Below are 16453 nucleotides of genomic sequence, written 5' to 3'. Positions count from 1 at the left end.
AAATCTTTTCATAACAAATAGTTATTCATTAATTTTGCCATAAAGTCGCGTTATTATGCATTAATGCAGCGAAAAGCTCTGTTGTTAAAGGGTTGCGCGATATACCGCGCAAATGATACTGATCATAAGCGTTAAAAAAATCCACAAACCAACGCAACACAATCCATACCCTGCAGTTTATAACGTTCTTGCGTTTTTGAACGGGGAACGGCGTTCCACTGAGGAAGTCAATCGTATGAAAAATATAAAAATCAGCCTTGCCTGGCAGATACTCATTGCTATGGTGCTGGGCATTCTCCTGGGAAGTTACCTGCATTATCACAGCGACAGCCGTGACTGGTTAGTCGTTAATTTTCTCTCCCCGGCAGGTGATATCTTTATCCACCTGATTAAAATGATCGTTGTGCCGATCGTGATTTCCACGCTGGTGGTCGGTATCGCGGGCGTCGGCGATGCCAAACAGCTTGGGCGAATTGGCGCGAAAACCATTATCTACTTCGAGGCGATCACCACTGTCGCCATCATCCTGGGGATCACCCTGGCGAACGTCTTCCAGCCTGGAGCAGGGGTCGATATGTCACAGCTGGCGACTGTCGATATCTCGAAATATCAGAGCACCACGGAAGCGGTACAAAGCAGTTCTCACGGTATTATGGGGACGATTTTGTCGCTGGTGCCGACGAACATTGTGGCATCGATGGCGAAAGGCGAAATGCTGCCAATCATCTTCTTCTCGGTGCTGTTTGGTCTGGGGCTTTCCTCCCTGCCCGCGGCGCATCGCGAACCGCTGGTGACCGTGTTCCGCTCCATCTCTGAAACCATGTTTAAAGTGACGCACATGGTGATGCGCTATGCCCCAGTGGGGGTGTTCGCGCTGATTGCGGTGACGGTGGCTAACTTTGGTTTCTCTTCTCTGTGGCCACTGGCGAAACTGGTGCTGCTGGTACATTTCGCCATTCTGTTCTTCGCGCTGGCGGTGTTGGGAATTGTGGCGCGCCTGTGCGGGTTAAGTGTCTGGATCTTGATTCGTATTCTGAAAGATGAGTTGATTCTGGCGTACTCCACTGCCAGCTCAGAAAGCGTACTGCCGCGAATTATTGAGAAGATGGAAGCCTACGGCGCCCCGGCATCGATCACCAGTTTCGTGGTGCCGACCGGTTACTCTTTTAACCTCGATGGTTCGACGCTGTATCAAAGTATTGCGGCTATCTTCATCGCGCAGTTGTATGGCATTGACCTGTCCATCTGGCAGGAAATTATTCTGGTGCTGACGCTGATGGTGACCTCGAAAGGGATTGCTGGCGTGCCGGGCGTGTCGTTTGTGGTGCTGCTGGCGACGCTGGGCAGCGTAGGTATTCCGCTGGAAGGTCTGGCGTTTATTGCTGGTGTTGACCGTATCCTCGACATGGCACGTACCGCGCTGAACGTAGTGGGTAATGCGCTGGCGGTGTTGGTGATTGCCAAGTGGGAACACAAATTTGACCACAAAAAAGCGATGGCCTACGAGCGTGAAGTGCTGGGCAAATTTGATAAGACTGCGGATCAGTAATTGAAGATTGCCGGGGACATCCTCCCGGCAATGTGTGGATGCCTGATGCGACGCTTACCGCGTCTTATCAGGCCTATGCCAGACAGCGTAATATCCTGATTTAGCGTGATTTTGTAGGTCGGATAAGGCGTTTACGCCGCATCCGACATCAACGCCTGATGCGACGCTTACCGCGTCTTATCAGGGCTACCTTAACCATTGGTTAATTTTTCAAACTCTTCACACCCGGTATCAAACCCTTCCATACAGCTCAGGTTCAACCAGTGCAGCGCCTTCTGTTTGTTCTTCTCGATAAAACCTTCTTCACCGTTTAAGAACATCATTCCTGCCCAGTACTCGGAATAACCGGTACGGGAAATCGCAGAGCTACGCTTGAAATACCAGGTCGCTTTCTCATCATCGGCCTTAATGCCTATGCCGTTGGCGTAAATCAAACCAAGCAGCATCTGGGCATCGACGGCGGAGTCGTTCTCCAGATCTTCCGAGGCGTTTTCTAACAGCGAAATCGCCTTCGGATAATCCGGTTTACCTGCCTGAGTATTCACCAGAATATGTGCCAGCGTCACTTCACCTTCTTTACTGCCCGCTTGCGCTGCTTTTTCGGCGAGAATTTTTGCTTGTGGATAGTCCAGACTGACCGGATTGGTGATTTTAATCTGCGCCAACAGCGCGCAGGCATCGGCATCACCACTGTCGGCGGCTTTCTGTGCCCAATATTCGGCTTTGCTCAAATCGCCGGAGCTAAACCAGCTGTCGGCAAGAAAATATTGTGCGCGTCTGTCTCCGGCCTCTGCCGCCTTTACATACTGGCTGCCAGGCTCAGAGTCATTCGCGTGGGCAAAGAATGTCAAAAACAACATCAATGCGATAATTTTTTTCATTTTGATAATACGATTGGGTAGGGTGTATCCAGTATAAAGAGTTCGAATGGATAAAAAAACAGCCTCCCAGAGGAGGCTGTAGAAGGGACTTATTTACGCCAGTGCCGCTTCGCGCAGGCGAGTTTTCAACTTGTTGTACTCGTCAATCACGTACTGCTCGGCGGCGCGCTGATCGGCGATCGGCTCGACGCGCACGGCGCAGTATTTGTACTCCGGCGTTTTGGTAATTGGGCTTAAGTTTTCGGTAACCAGCTCGTTACAGGCGCCAATCCACCACTGGTAGGTCATGTAAATCGCCCCTTTGTTAGGACGATCGCTGACCTGCGCACGGGTGATAATTTTGCCTTTACGCGAGTGCACCCAAACCAATGCCTCATCTTCAATACCCAGACGTTTGGCGTCTTCGGTATTGATTTGTGCGTAGCCAGGTTCATCAGCCAGCGCCGCCAGTGCCGCACAGTTACCGGTCATCGAACGGCAAGAGTAGTGGCCAACTTCACGCACCGTTGACAGTACCATCGGGTACTCGTCGGTGAGTTTGTCGATTGGCGCTACCCAGTCGCAGGTGAAGAACTGCGCCAGACCGTTCGGGGTATCAAACTTCTCTTTAAACAGATAAGAAGTCCCCTGATCGGCATCTGACGTATCGCGGCAAGGCCACTGGATGAAGCCCAGTTCGCCCATTTTCTCGTAAGTTGCACCGTAGAAATCCGGGCACAGATGACGCAACTCGTCCCAGATCTCCTGGGTGTTGTTGTAGTGCATCGGATAACCCATACGGGTGGCGATTTCACTGATAATCTGCCAGTCCGTTTTCAGATCCCACTTCGGTTCAACCGCCTTGAAGAAACGCTGGAAGCCACGGTCAGCCGCAGTATAGACACCTTCATGCTCGCCCCACGACGTTGACGGTAAAATGACATCCGCCGCCGACGCGGTTTTGGTCATAAAGATGTCCTGAACGATGACCAGTTCCAGATCTTCAAAGGCTTTACGGACTGCCGACAGTTCCGCATCCGTTTGCAGCGGATCTTCGCCCATAATGTACGCGGCACGCACTTCGCCATGCGCTGCGCGGTGCGGCAGCTCGCTGATGCGATAGCCGGTATGAGCAGGCAGGCTTTCTACGCCCCAGGCTTTGGCGAATTTCTCGCGGTTAGCCGGATCTTTCACGTACTGGTATCCCGGATACGTATCCGGCAGCGCGCCCATATCACAGGCGCCCTGCACGTTGTTCTGACCACGAACCGGGTTAACACCCGCATGCGGCTTACCGAGGTTACCGGTCAGCATCGCGAGGCTGGTCAGAGAACGGACGGTTTCCACGCCCTGATAGAACTGGGTCACACCCATGCCCCACAGAATAGATGCGCTTTCCGCCTGGGCATACATCCGCGCCGCCTGACGTATCTCACTGGCGCTAACGCCGGTGATATCTTCAACCGACTCCGGCGTGTAGCCTTCAACGATTTTACGATACTCTTCAAAGCCCTCTGTGCGAGAAGCGACAAACGCTTTGTCGTACAGATTTTCTTCAATAATGACATGGCCCATCGCATTCAACAGCGCGATGTTCGAGCCGTTTTTCAGTGCGATGTGCATGTCAGCAATGCGCGCGGTTTCAATTTTGCGCGGATCGCAGACGATAATTTTCGCCCCGTTACGTTTAGCGTTAATCACGTGATTCGCCACGATAGGGTGGGAATCCGCCGGGTTGTACCCGAAAACGAACACTAAATCGGTATTATCAATTTCGTTAATGGCATTGCTCATTGCGCCGTTACCGACCGATTGGTGCAGACCTGCAACCGATGGGCCGTGTCAGACGCGAGCGCAGCAGTCAACGTTATTGGTACCAATAACGGCGCGCGCAAATTTTTGCATTACATAGTTGGTTTCGTTACCCGTACCACGCGAGGAGCCTGTCGTCTGGATGGCATCCGGACCGTACTTCTCTTTGATGGCGCTCAGGCGCTCGGCAACGTAATTCAGTGCCTCATCCCAGGAAACAGGTTCGAGTTTGCCGCCACGCTGGCGACGGATCATGGGGGTTTTCAGGCGCGGGGTCAGGATCTGGGTATCGTTAATAAAATCCCAGCCATAATAACCCTTCAGACACAGAGTACCCTGGTTGGTTTTCCCCTGTGCTGCCTCCGCCCGGACGATTTTGCCGTTATCGACGACCAGGTTGATTTTGCAACCTGATGCGCAATATGGGCAAACCGTGACGACTTTTTTCATCAGTCTCGCTCCAGTTAATCAAATCACGCATACGCGCTCTCGACCACAGTATGCATCTTTTATGCCACATTTTATTTGAGGCTATTCCCTGATATTACGGGCACTATTTATTCAAAACTCTGACGAAAAACAGGCTGTCGTCAGTTTTGACGTGACGAAACGAAATACCGCGTGACAGCCATCACGCGGCAGACATTTTATTTTTTCTCAACGACGGGAGCCGCCTGATACCCGCCGCCCAGCGATTTCATCAACTGAATACTTTGAATCACACGGCGGCTGTCCAGCATCAGTAATGACATCTCTTCGGAAAGAACCGGCAACTGAGCTTCGGTGGCCAGTAAGCGGCTGGTTAGACCGCGTTGGTAGGCGGCGTCGGCGGCACGCTGGGTGAAGCGGGTTGCTTCTACGCGTTCTGCCTGCATCTCCCGCTCGTCGTTGAGCGTTTGCAGACGTGTGCCATTGACTGCAACGTCGCGCACCGCGTTCAGTACTGACTGGTTGTAACGTTCAATCATCATGTTGCTGGCGGCGCGAGTGCCTTCGAGATTGGCATTCAACCGTCCACCGTCAAACAGCGGCAATTTCAGACCTGGGATGAAGTTGAACTGGCGACTGTTTTTTTTGAATAAGGTATCCAGGTGGATGGAGTCCAGACCGAAAAACGCTTTGATATCAAAGCTCGGATAGAACAACGCCCGCGCGGAATCTACCTGATCTAATGACGCCTGAACATACCAACGCATGGCTTGCAGATCCGGGCGCCTGGCGAGCAACTCATAAGAGAGTGTCGCCGGAATACCGGTCTGTACTTGCGGTAATGCCACCGACTTGATCTCCGGCATATCGCTGGCTCCCGCGCCAATCAATGCACGCAGAGATTCTCGCGTTTCGGTGATTTGCCCTTTGACGGCAGCAATTTGTTTATCGACGGCCAGAATCTGCGCCCGCGCGCCGTGGAAAGGCACTTGCGCTTCCAGACCGTGCGCCACTTTGCTCTGGTGCGCTCTCACCGCGTAATCAATCACATCGCGAGTTTGCTCTAACAGATCAAGCATCTGGTAGCTGGCCTGCATGCTGTAATAAAGCTGCGCTACGCCAGTGGTCAGCGATAGCTCTACTGCTGCGGTTTCTGCCAGCGCGGCATTATGCGCGCCAATGGCGGCGGCAACCGCCGAGCGATGCACACCCCACAAATCAAGATCCAGTCCGGCAAACAAACCTACTGTGGCTTCCGTATAGTACGGCCCGTCCATACCCAGTGCTGGCGCATCCATTGAATAAGGGCTTAAAAAACCGTTCGCCGAGACGCGTTGGCGGTTGAGCATCCCTATCGCCGCCACCTGCAATTGTGAACCGGCATCTAACAGGTCGGCCTGTGATTGCGCTTTTTCTTCCCGCAGTTTCGCTTCGGCAAGCGTGTGTGAACCTTGCAACGTGTGCTGGATCAGGGCATCCAGTTGCGGGTCGTTAAATTGTTTCCACCACTGCGCCTGCGGCCAGCCGGAACTGGCCAGATGAATATCATCGGCAAGTTTGATTTGTTCCGGTTTGAGCTGTTGATGAGGCGCAGAATCCTTGCGTACCAGGGCACAGCCGGAAATCAGCGTCGTGCTGCCGAGAATGCTGCACAACAGCAGACGTGAAAGTTGACGATTGATCATTGTGTGGCTCCTTGTGCCTGTTCCGTGGCGGGCGTTAATGCCGGGGCTGTCCAGTCTGGCAAGCGGGCGAAAAGCTGGCAGACGTGTTGCTCCTGTTTTAATAAGGTGGGCAGGATGGCCTGCGAGGCGGGTGTTTCTTCAAGCGTTATTTGAGGAGAACGGCTGAGTGCAGTTGCCAGACCGGCGGCGTATTTCTCCAGTGCGTCGGCAAACTGGCCTGCTCTGTCCGGCTGTAGTGCGTTATCCAGCGCCTGCGCCGAGTTCCAGGTCGCATCCCAGGCGTGAAGAATGTCGCGTCCCTGACGAATAACCGTTTGCGAACGTTCAATCAGTAATGCGCGTTCTTCGCTGTCCAGTTGACGCTCCAGCGCCACGCGTTGGCACATCTCTTCACAGGCATTAAACGCCGCATGCAGACCTATGCGAATTTGCAGATAAGTGCGCAGAGCCGTGGCTTCCTGCTGGCGTGGGATCCGCATTACCTTACTTAACATACCCAGCGCACCAGCCAGTTTTTGCGGCAGCGTGCGCGCTTCACTTTCGGGCCAGACAAAGGTGTAAATCACCGCGGACACCACGGTACCAATGATGATACCCAAGGCGCGATCGCGAATTTCCACCAGGTCGTACACCGGGCCAAAAACGTTTTCGAGCGTGGCGAGCGCGAAGGTGACCACCATCTGTGTGCCGATATAAGAAGAACGTTCGGAGCTGGTGGCAATCCATGCGCCCAACAGGAAAATCGGTGCCAGCACAAACAGCAATTCGACAATATTGTCCAGCCAGGGCATGACCAGTAGTGTAAATAACAGCGCCAGAATCGCGCCGCAAAAAGCCCCGCCAAAACGCAGCACCATCTTCTGGTACGACGAACCGACATTTGGATTAGCGACGATCACGCAGGTCAGCATACAGGTGTGAATGCCTTCCCAGTCCACGCCGCTGTAGAAGGTGTAACAGATCAAACAGGCGAGCAGCGTTTTTACCGCGTAGCGCATATAGTCCGGATTGGTAAAAGCATCGGCGACCATTGACGGCGGTTTGGCTGCGGGCGTTGGCGGCGTATTCGGGTCCATCTGACCCAGTTGCAATAACGTCTGGCAGATATTCTCCAGGTTACATTCCCGTGCCGCCATCGCTTCATCTTCACTAAGTCGCCAGTCGCTTTGCCAGCACTGATCTTTGGCAATGGCATGTCGCAGCTTGTTGATTTCTGAGGCTAATTTTTGCCGAAATTCAATGATTGCCTGAGAATCAGCAAAAGAGGTGGGATCGTAGCGATTCAGCGTCGAGTAAATGTAGGTTACCGTTGCCACGCAGCTTTGCCACCATGCGCTTTGAGTTCGCCAGTTGGCATCGTCCGCGAGACAAAAGACATTGAGTTTTTGCAGCGCCAGCGCCTCTCTTTCAATCCGCGTTTCGGGTAGCGGTGCGAGGCTGTCTGTCAGGTGACCAATGGCATCATCAAGCCGATCATTAAGCGCCTGATGCATTTGTGTAATGGCACGACTGGGAAACCACAGCACGCCGATTAACGTCATCAGCAAGGTTGGATAGAGGCCAACAACGATACACCACAGCGTTAAGCGCACGACCACTTCCGGATAGTCGAGCATGGCGGGGAAGGTTTGCCCGTAAATAGCGACAATGGCGACGGCGAAAAAGACCAGCCCCAGCCGATGGGTGCGCATCAAAAACATGCAGCCCATCAGGATCGGTCCGGCGATGATCAATCGGATCAACGGTTCGCCGTATGACCATTTGTAGATCAAAAACAGGCTGGCGATCTCCAGCACCGTGGCGACCACAAACAAGATCGCCACAAATTTGGTGTAAAACGCGTTCGACTGAATACCGTAAAACAGCACTGCCAGCGATAACGCCACAAAAGGGATCTCAAAGGTCATCGAGATCAGAATCACCAGCAGGCAGCCTACCCAGAGTTGCACGGTCTGCGGCACGCGGCCTGGTCGCCGCTCGCTTAACTCTTCATGAAAGAACGCCAGCAGCCTGACCACCGGTAATGGCAGGGAGTTGAGCGCGCTCATTATTGCGGCTCAAGATTAGCGACTGCCGAAGCACCGATGCGGAACATTTCCGGATCAGGTTTATCAACCATGATTTTGACCGGAAAACGCTGGGCGACGCGGACCTAGTTAATAGACCGTGACACTTTCGGCAGGCCGCCCAGCACCAGGCCGCCGTCATCCGGTAGCACGCCGTAGCCAATCGAATCCACTTTACCCTCGAAGGTTTTGCCGCTGTCGCTCATCAGGCGAATCGTTGCGGGTGTACCGGCATGAATGTTTTTCAAATCGGTTTCGCGGAAGTTGGCGATAACGTACCAGTGACGAGTGTCGATTAGGGTGAAAATAGGGCGCATGGCAGAAGCAAATTGCCCGACGGAGGTTTTGAGGGAAATGACCCGGCCATCAAACGGCGCGCGAACGGTTGCCATTTCCAGATGCAGTTTCGTCAGCGCGATATCCGCTTCGACTGCCGCACGCTGGGCAACTAATGCATCGACGCCGCTGACGGCGCTGGCGGCTGACTGCGCCTGCAACAATACGGCATTAAGATCCGCTTCTGCGGCGCGCTGCGCCGTTCTTGCACGGTCAACGTCTTCCGCTGAGACAAAACCTTCTTTCAGTAATGGCTCGGTGCGGCGTAATGTATCGCTGGCCTGTTTTGCAGCGGCACGGGCTTTTTCTACCGTGGCATTAACCGAGTCGGCACCAAACTGTTGCGCGTCAACGCTACGCTGGGTGAGCATAATTTGCTTATCCAGCGCCGCGAGGGAGGCTTCAGCTTTCGCCAGATTGGCTTCGTACGGGCGCGGGTCGATGCGGAACAGCAAATCGCCCTGTTTCACCGCCTGGTTGTCGGTGACCGCCAGTTCTACAATGCGACCGCTGACTTCCGGCACCACATCAATGGTATCTGCTGACGCGTAAGCGTCATTAGTTGATGGCGCACTGTCTACGCGCCAGATAACGAAAACAAGGGCAACCAGCGCCAGCGCAACCACTAACAGAGCAGGGAATTTACTGCGAGGAGCTTTTTTCGGCGTACTTTCCATGAGCGCGTCTCAAATAGATTAGAAAAATGCCAGCCAGAACAGCATGGCGTAGAGAGCAAAAAGGGCGGTATAAATAATTCCGACAAATGCCAGATTGATATTTGTCCGCTGAATAATTCGCCTCGTGATGAGCGTCAAAATAAGGCTGGCAATAGCGCAGAAAAACCAGCTGGGATAATAAGCGCCGATCACCGGGATTGCCGGAGATAATGAACATCCCGAAACCATGAAGACGGGAATTATCCAGGCTGTTTTTTTGAGTTGCATCGCCATGCGAGAGAGAACTGTTGGCATATTAAATACATCCTGTCTGCTGCGAACAATATCTGTAGTGAATATCAATATCCATTGAAGGCGTCAGTATGGCTATTTTTTCGATGAATAAAAATAGTTTTATTCAGCCACCGCATTCATAACTTATATATTTTATGTATTAATTGGTTGTATGTATTTTTAAAATAAATACTTTTGGGGGCTTAAGCGCCCCCAAAAGCGAGTGGCATTAATTCGGGGTTACGATATTCACCCACAAATCGAAATTATCCAGACAGGCAATAATTTCTTCCAGTTTCGCGCCATTGCCAATAATTTTGGCTTTCTTCGCTTTTACCAGATCCGCCATTTTGGCTTGCCCGGTCAGCACGGCGTGAAGATCTTCACGGCTGATGTAGAAAGAGGCGTTGGCTTGCGGTTGCAGTGTTTTACGGTAGTTAAGCACGCTATCGTTCAGCGTCAGGTTGAGGTTATCGCCGTTGCTCATATTGAAGTTCAGGCTGATATTTTTACCCGCGGCTTTCGCGCTATCGAGGCGAACGGCCATAAAGTCGAACAGCATTTCGACCGACATTCCGCGAATGGTGTCCGGGGAACCGGTGGTGCCGTGGCTGAACTTATGTACCCCTTCGCGCAGTTCTTTCGCGCCGGTCAGGTAGAAACCGCGCCAGGTAGCGGACTCGGCCTGATAGCCCAGCTGTTCAAAGTTATTCGCTTGCAGATTCTTCGCCACCTGGTCACCCGGGTTGGCGGCGATCACCTGTTTCAGCAACTCTGCGGACCAGCGATAATCACCTTGCTTGTTCGCTTCTTTCGCCAGGTTGATGACACGGGCAGAACCGCCCAGCGCCTGCACATAACGTTTACCCATCTCCACCTGACCATACGGATGCAGGTTAGCCGGGTTACCGTCGTAATAGCCAAGATAGAAGTTATACACCGCGCGGGCGTTGTGGCTGACAGAACCGTAATAGCCGCGGCTGGCCCAGTTATTGGCAAGCGCAGGCGGCAGCTTAATCATGTCGCCGATTTCATTCATGGTGTAGCCCTGGTTTGCCAGGTGCAGGGTCTGGTCGTGAATGTACTTGATAGTATCGCGATATTTACCAATATAATCATTGATATGCTTGTTGCCCCAGACCGGCCAGGTGTGCGGCATAAACAGTACTTCCGCTTCGTTACCCCACATATCCAGCGTTTCGTTCAGATACTCGGTCCACTTGCTGGTGTCGCGGGTTTTCGCGCCGCGCAGAGTGTAGAAGTTGTGCAGGGTATGCGTGGCGTTTTCGGCGGTACACAGGGCTTTCAGGGCCGGAATATAGAAGTGCATTTCGGCTGGCGCTTCGCTGCCTGGGGTCATCAGGAAGTCAAACTCCAGGCCGTCGATAATCATCTTCTCGCCAGTTCTGACGATAGTTTTAGTCGGTGCAATAATGCTCGGGTCGCCCGTTGCCAGCGTCACACCGAGGCCGTTGCCCACGTTGCCTTGCGCGTTGTGCGGCAGTAACAGACCGTAAGAGTAGAGCGCACGGCGGCTCATGATGTTCCCCGCCAGCACGTTTTCGCTGATGGCTTCGTCCATAAAACCAGTTGGGGCAATCACCTGAACTTTGCCGGATTTCACATCGGCTTCAGAGATAATACCTTTCACGCCACCATAGTGGTCGGCGTGGCTGTGAGTGTAGATAACGGCAACAATCGGTTTTTGCGGACGATGCTGGAAGTAAAGGTCAAGTGCGGCTTTTGCGGCAGGCGGCGTCACCAGCGGGTCGATAACAATAATGCCTTTCTCGCCCTCAACGAACGTAATGTTAGAGATATCCTGGCCGCGCACCTGATACATTTTATCGGTGACTTTGAACAGGCCAGAAATACCGTTGATTTGCGACTGACGCCACAGGCTGGGGTTTACGGTTTCCGGCGCAGCGGCATTAATATCAAATTTGTAATCGTCCGCGCGGTAGTAAACTTTACCGTTCTCATCACGCAGAATACCTTCATCCAGCAGCGGGGCGATAAATCCACGCTGGGCATCGTCAAAATCCTGACGATCGCTAAACGGTAATGATTTGGCGTAATTCTGATTAACCTGCTGGGTATATTGAGTGGCGCCTTTCGCTTCATCTGTGGCGTAAGCGGTATTTATCATCATGCCGCTGACGGCGGTTAAGGCAATAACAATCCTGCTCAAACGGAATAACCGAGAGTTATTCATATAAATCTCCATTTATCATTTATGTCGTAAATATGTAATCCATGCAAAATACGTCATTTAAAGCTGGCGTTATCATAATTGGGAATTTGCGACTTTAATAAGTGGAAGTGTGAGCGGAACGAGCCATTTTATTAGGCATTTGTGCTGAAGAGGGAAAATTACGGCATATTTATTATTGTCATCAATAATGTGACCTAACTTATGTTTTTATTATATATATTGCTTTTCTCTTTCACTTCGGCAAGAAGTCCGCACAATGATTAATCAGGTGAATAATTCGGAGTATAACCATGAAACCTGTTGTGCTGGTGGTGGATGATGACACGGCTATCTGCGCACTGTTGCAGGACGTGTTAAGCGAACATGTCTTTACGGTTTCGGTCTGCCATACCGGGCAGGAGGCAATATCACGTGTTGAGGGCGATCCTGATATCGCGCTGGTAGTGCTGGATATGATGCTACCCGATACCAACGGCCTGAGGGTATTGCAACAATTACAGAAAATGCGTCCTGCACTGCCGGTGGTGATGCTGACCGGCCTGGGCAGCGAGTCTGATGTGGTGGTCGGGCTGGAAATGGGCGCAGATGATTACATCTGCAAGCCGTTTACCCCACGGGTCGTGGTCGCGCGACTAAAAGCGGTGCTACGGCGCGTTGGCGCGCTGGTGGTCAATGAGGAGAAAAACGCCGGACTGTCATTCAATGGCTGGTATCTCGATACCACGCGCTGCCAGTTGCACAATCCGCTACAACAACATGTCGAGCTGACCCAGGGCGAATATGGCTTGTTACTGGCCCTGGCGCAAAACGCTCGTCGGGTATTGAGCCGCGAGCAGTTGCTGGAGTTCACCCACAGCGACAGCGTGGAGGTGTTTGATCGCACCATCGACGTATTAATCATGCGCTTACGCCGCAAAATCGAACTAAACCCTCATCAGCCGATGTTGATTAAAACTCTGCGCGGTCTGGGGTATGTCTTCGCTGCCGACGTGCACTAATCCGACAATTCTGTTTGTAGTTCTTCCAGCGTTTTTGCCCCGTCGATAGCATTGGCACATAACAGGCTTGCCCGCGCGCAGGCGTGTGCCAGTTTGATGCTCTCGGTAAGCGTCCAGCGTTCATGGCAGCCATATAAAAATCCGGCACAAAATGCATCGCCCGCGCCGACGCTGCCGATAATTTCCCGTTGTTCTAACTTTTGCGAAGGGATCCACACGCCGCCCTGTTCCGGTGTCTCTCCCCAGGCACCTTCCGGGCAGTGGATCACCACTCGCTGGCGTACGCCCGCATCTAACAGTTCACGCGCGGCGGCAGCAATATGCACGATATGCGGTTCGCCGTTGGGTAAGCGAATTTCCAGCCCGCTAAACTCCCCGGCCTCCAGTTCGTTAATTATCAGATAATCCAGATGGCGCAACGCGGGCAGCACCATCGGCTGATAACGCGGATCGCCCTTGCGGGAGACAAGGTCGAGCGAGGTTTCAAAGCCATTATCACGCATTTGCGCCAGCAGACGCGCGCTACGAGTACCGTAAACATCGTCCGGCATATCCAGGCTATCGAGCAACAGTAAATAGCCGAGATGGAAAATCTTCATGCTGTTATCAAGCTGATCGAACGCCGGAAGATCAAGCAGTCGGTTAGCGCCCGGCGAATGGAAAAAGGTGCGCTGCCCGCCGGGGTCGGTCATCACCTGCGACATCGACGTCGGGGCAAAGGTGGTGCGCTGCACATGCTGGCGATTGACGTGATATTGCTCAAGCATCGCCATGATGTAATCGCCGTCGCTGTCCTGACCGATTAGCCCGACCGCCTGTAACGGCAACCCGGTGCGCATTTTCGCCAGCGTCAGCAGGACGTTAAGCGGCGCGCCTCCGGTTGAGCGTTCGCTGTGGGTGATCTCCGCCAGCCAGCCGCGCTCTGGCCACTGGATAATCTGATGGACGTGGTCAACCAGCATATTGCCTGCGGCGATAATCCCTTTACGTTCCATCATGCTTGCCCCGCACTGCCGAAAATACGCATCTGTTGTGCAACCGTATCGCTGATGGCGGCTTCCACTGCCAGCAGTAACTCGGCGAACTCGTCATACATCGGCTGACGGCGCGCCATTCGGGCCTCAACGGCTGCCAGCGCCGCTTGCGACATACCCGTGTAGAAATTGATTTTGTGGATACCCCGTTCGATGGCGCGGCGGAAATCGGCATCGCTAATCCCTGAGCCGCCGTGTAACACCAGCGGGATAGCCGCCTGCTGGCGGATAGCGTCGAGGCGCGGGAAATCGAGTTTCGGTTCGCCGCGATATTTGCCGTGTGCATTGCCAATCGCCACGGCCAGCGCGTCAATGCCGGTACGGTCGACAAAATCACGCGCCAGTTGCGGATCGGTAAACAGAGATTCATCGGCATGACCGTAAAGCGCACCGCCTTCGTCGCCACCTACCGCGCCCAGTTCAGCTTCTACCGATACGCCAACGGCATGGCACATTTTCACCACTTCCCGCGTCTGGCGGACATTTTCTTCATACTCCAGCGTGGAGCCGTCAAACATTACCGAGCTGAATCCCAGCCGCAACGCTTGCACCACCGATTCAAAATGCAGCCCGTGATCGAGATTTAACACCACCGGAATGGCATGGCGCGCCGCTTCAAATTTCACGGCTTCGACCAGGGAATCCAGCGAGATATATTTAAAATGTACTTCGGCAATGTTGATAATAAACGGCGAGCGTTCCTGTCTGGCCGCAGCGAATAGCGCGCGTAAAAAGTGTGAGTCCAGCACATTAAACGCGCCTAACGCATAGTGATGTTCGCGGGCATGAGCCAGCCCTTCAGCGAGAGAAATCAACGGCATAACGTTCTCCTTATTCAGCGGAACTGGCGGTATTCGTTACACAACACCAACTGGGCCGGTTCGTCTTCGTCAATCAGGTTGTAGCGGTCCAGCGGCTGTAAAAAGTGGTTATCGTGGTCGTCGTCATTAACAGAAGAGACTTCGCCAACCAGCACATCGCCAAAACCGGCTTCTGCCCAAAAGCTGTGATAAAGGCCAGGCAGCAGGCAGATACTTTCGCCGGGAGACAGGCGCAACTGACTGCCTGCGGTATGTTTCTGGCGGCAGCCGTCGATCACCACCGTAACGTCGCTATCAACCGTTTGCTCGTTGCTATCGGCATTCCACAGTTCAACAATCAAATTGCCGCCGCCGCGATTGATAATGTCCTCACGCTTACGCCAGTGAAAATGCATTGGCGTTACCTGCGCATCGCGCACATGCATGATCTTCTCGGCGTAACATTTCACATACGGCATTCCTTTTGGTGAGCCGTTACGCAGGGTAAACAGCGTCAGCCCCTGTGCAGCAAAGTCGTTGCCACCAAAAGCGGTAACATCCCAGCCGAGTTTGAGCTCAAAAACTTCCTCCCACGCGGTGGTGTCGAGTTGTTGCCATTGGGCAGGCGTGAAACTGGCAAAGGGCGGAAGATGCACGTCATGTTGCGAAAAGAATTGCCGTGTATGGCCGAGAATGTCGTTTATAGCGGAGCGTTTCATCGAAAGCGTTCTCCTTAGCGGTGGCCGGGCAGCTGCGCCGCCCGGCGTGTGGACTTATTTCACCGTCCAGCCTTTGTAATTGCCGACGTTGTTTTTGTCGATCATCGTCACCGGGATCAGCACCGGCTCTTTCGGCGCGGGTTTGCCCTGCAAAATGTCGTAGCCAATTTCCACCGCTTTCGCTGCCATCACCTGGGGATCTTGCGCAGGGGTGGCGACAAACAACGAGTTCTCACGTTTCAGCGCCTCTTCGGCGTCCGGGCTTCCGTCAACGCCGACAATAAAGAACTCGCTACGTTGTGCCTGTTTGGCTGCCAGATCGGCACCGATCGCGGTGGGATCGTTAATGGCAAATACGCCGTCGATCTTCGGATTTGCCGCCAGCAGTCCGGTCATTACCTCCAGCCCGCCTTCACGACTGCCTTTGGCGTTCTGGTTGTCAGAGAGCACCTTGATGTCAGGATGGCGTTTAAATTCAGTCTGGCAGCCTTCAACGCGGTTTTGCACGGCGGACACCGGAGGCCCGTTGATGATCACCACGTTGCCTTTGCCTTTCAGGCGATCGGTGATGTACTTACAGGCCATTTCGCCTGCCTGGGTGTTATCGGAAGTGATGGTGGCATCGGCGCCTTCTGCCGCTACGTCAACTGCGACGACCACGATCCCGGCATCTTTCGCCCGTTTCACCGCCGGGCCGATCCCTTTTGAATCGGCAGCGTTGAGGATGATCATATCGACGTTAGCGGCGATAAAGTTGTCGATCTGCGACACCTGCTGGCCCAGATCGTAGCCGCTGGAAACCAGCGTCACTTTGACGTTATCGCCTGCCAGTTTGCGCGCTTCCAGCTCCGCGCCTTTGGTGATCTGCACGAAGAATGGGTTTGCCAGATCGCCTACCGTCACGCCTATCGATTTCAATTCTTTTGCCTGGGCGAACGGTGCTGCGGCCAGCAGCGCGCCTGCACAGAGCGCGGTCACTAAGGGCTTCAATCTCATGCTG

The 16453-nt window shown here is 53.4% G+C and carries 12 protein-coding genes and 1 pseudogene; 2 read left to right on the top strand and 11 right to left on the bottom strand.

What is annotated here, in order from left to right:
- Window positions 1–235: 235 nt before the first annotated feature.
- Window positions 236–1549, top strand: a complete 1314-nt coding sequence (gene gltP, locus FEK46_RS04560) for a glutamate/aspartate:proton symporter GltP (protein WP_130205847.1) — start codon at window positions 236–238, stop codon at window positions 1547–1549.
- 191 nt (window positions 1550–1740) lie between these two features.
- Here the strand turns inward: gltP and yjcO are convergent, their stop codons facing one another.
- From yjcO to yjcS, 7 genes and pseudogenes are all read right to left on the bottom strand, one after another.
- Window positions 1741–2430: a Sel1 family TPR-like repeat protein YjcO gene (yjcO, locus tag FEK46_RS04555; RefSeq protein ID WP_064525643.1), complete on the bottom strand. Its 690-nt coding sequence runs from the start codon at window positions 2428–2430 to the stop codon at window positions 1741–1743.
- Window positions 2431–2523: 93 nt separating this feature from the next.
- On the bottom strand, window positions 2524–4671 hold the full coding sequence (fdhF, locus tag FEK46_RS04550) for a formate dehydrogenase subunit alpha (RefSeq protein WP_077629246.1): 2148 nt from the start codon (window positions 4669–4671) through the stop codon (window positions 2524–2526).
- 197 nt (window positions 4672–4868) lie between these two features.
- Complete coding sequence (gene mdtP, locus FEK46_RS04545) at window positions 4869–6335, bottom strand: multidrug efflux transporter outer membrane subunit MdtP (RefSeq protein WP_135560223.1); 1467 nt, start codon at window positions 6333–6335, stop codon at window positions 4869–4871.
- Window positions 6332–8383, bottom strand: coding sequence for a multidrug efflux transporter permease subunit MdtO (mdtO, locus tag FEK46_RS04540; protein ID WP_135560222.1), 2052 nt, complete (start codon window positions 8381–8383; stop codon window positions 6332–6334). The genes mdtP and mdtO overlap by 4 nt, the downstream gene beginning before the upstream one ends.
- Window positions 8383–9414: pseudogene (mdtN, locus tag FEK46_RS04535) on the bottom strand (multidrug efflux transporter periplasmic adaptor subunit MdtN). The gene mdtO and the pseudogene mdtN overlap by 1 nt, the downstream one beginning before the upstream one ends.
- 18 nt (window positions 9415–9432) lie before the next feature.
- Window positions 9433–9708, bottom strand: coding sequence for a YtcA family lipoprotein (locus FEK46_RS04530; RefSeq protein ID WP_001308208.1), 276 nt, complete (start codon window positions 9706–9708; stop codon window positions 9433–9435).
- Between the two features lie 208 nt (window positions 9709–9916).
- Entirely contained in the window at window positions 9917–11902 is a 1986-nt protein-coding gene (gene yjcS, locus FEK46_RS04525) for an alkyl sulfatase YjcS (protein WP_135560221.1), read from the bottom strand.
- A gap of 290 nt (window positions 11903–12192) precedes the next feature.
- Here yjcS and FEK46_RS04520 point away from each other — a divergent pair, with 290 nt between their 5' ends.
- The gene (locus tag FEK46_RS04520) at window positions 12193–12900 is read left to right on the top strand and encodes a response regulator transcription factor (protein WP_130205859.1); all 708 of its coding nucleotides are present in this window, start codon (window positions 12193–12195) and stop codon (window positions 12898–12900) included.
- On the opposite strand, the gene FEK46_RS04515 is transcribed toward FEK46_RS04520, so the two are convergent.
- Genes FEK46_RS04515 through FEK46_RS04500 form a run of 4 tightly spaced genes read right to left on the bottom strand, consistent with a single transcriptional unit; the run spans window position 12897 to window position 16449 of the window.
- Window positions 12897–13898 (bottom strand): carbohydrate kinase family protein, encoded by a 1002-nt coding sequence (locus tag FEK46_RS04515; protein WP_130205861.1) that lies wholly within the window; start codon window positions 13896–13898, stop codon window positions 12897–12899. The two genes, FEK46_RS04520 and FEK46_RS04515, sit on opposite strands and share 4 nt — an antisense overlap.
- On the bottom strand, window positions 13895–14755 hold the full coding sequence (locus FEK46_RS04510; RefSeq protein WP_130215626.1) for a ketose 1,6-bisphosphate aldolase: 861 nt from the start codon (window positions 14753–14755) through the stop codon (window positions 13895–13897). Before FEK46_RS04510 ends, FEK46_RS04515 begins: the two co-directional genes overlap by 4 nt.
- 14 nt (window positions 14756–14769) lie before the next feature.
- Window positions 14770–15453 (bottom strand): D-lyxose/D-mannose family sugar isomerase, encoded by a 684-nt coding sequence (locus FEK46_RS04505; RefSeq protein WP_135560220.1) that lies wholly within the window; start codon window positions 15451–15453, stop codon window positions 14770–14772.
- Between the two features lie 54 nt (window positions 15454–15507).
- A complete protein-coding gene (locus FEK46_RS04500) occupies window positions 15508–16449 on the bottom strand; it encodes an ABC transporter substrate-binding protein (protein WP_130205867.1) in 942 nt (313 codons plus the stop codon).
- Window positions 16450–16453 lie beyond the last annotated feature (4 nt).

The organism is Escherichia sp. E4736, from assembly GCF_005781225.1.
In the GTDB taxonomy this organism is placed as follows: domain Bacteria; phylum Pseudomonadota; class Gammaproteobacteria; order Enterobacterales; family Enterobacteriaceae; genus Escherichia.
The sequence above is the reverse complement of the archived record's forward strand: the minus strand, read 5'-3'. Positions and strand labels throughout refer to the sequence as shown.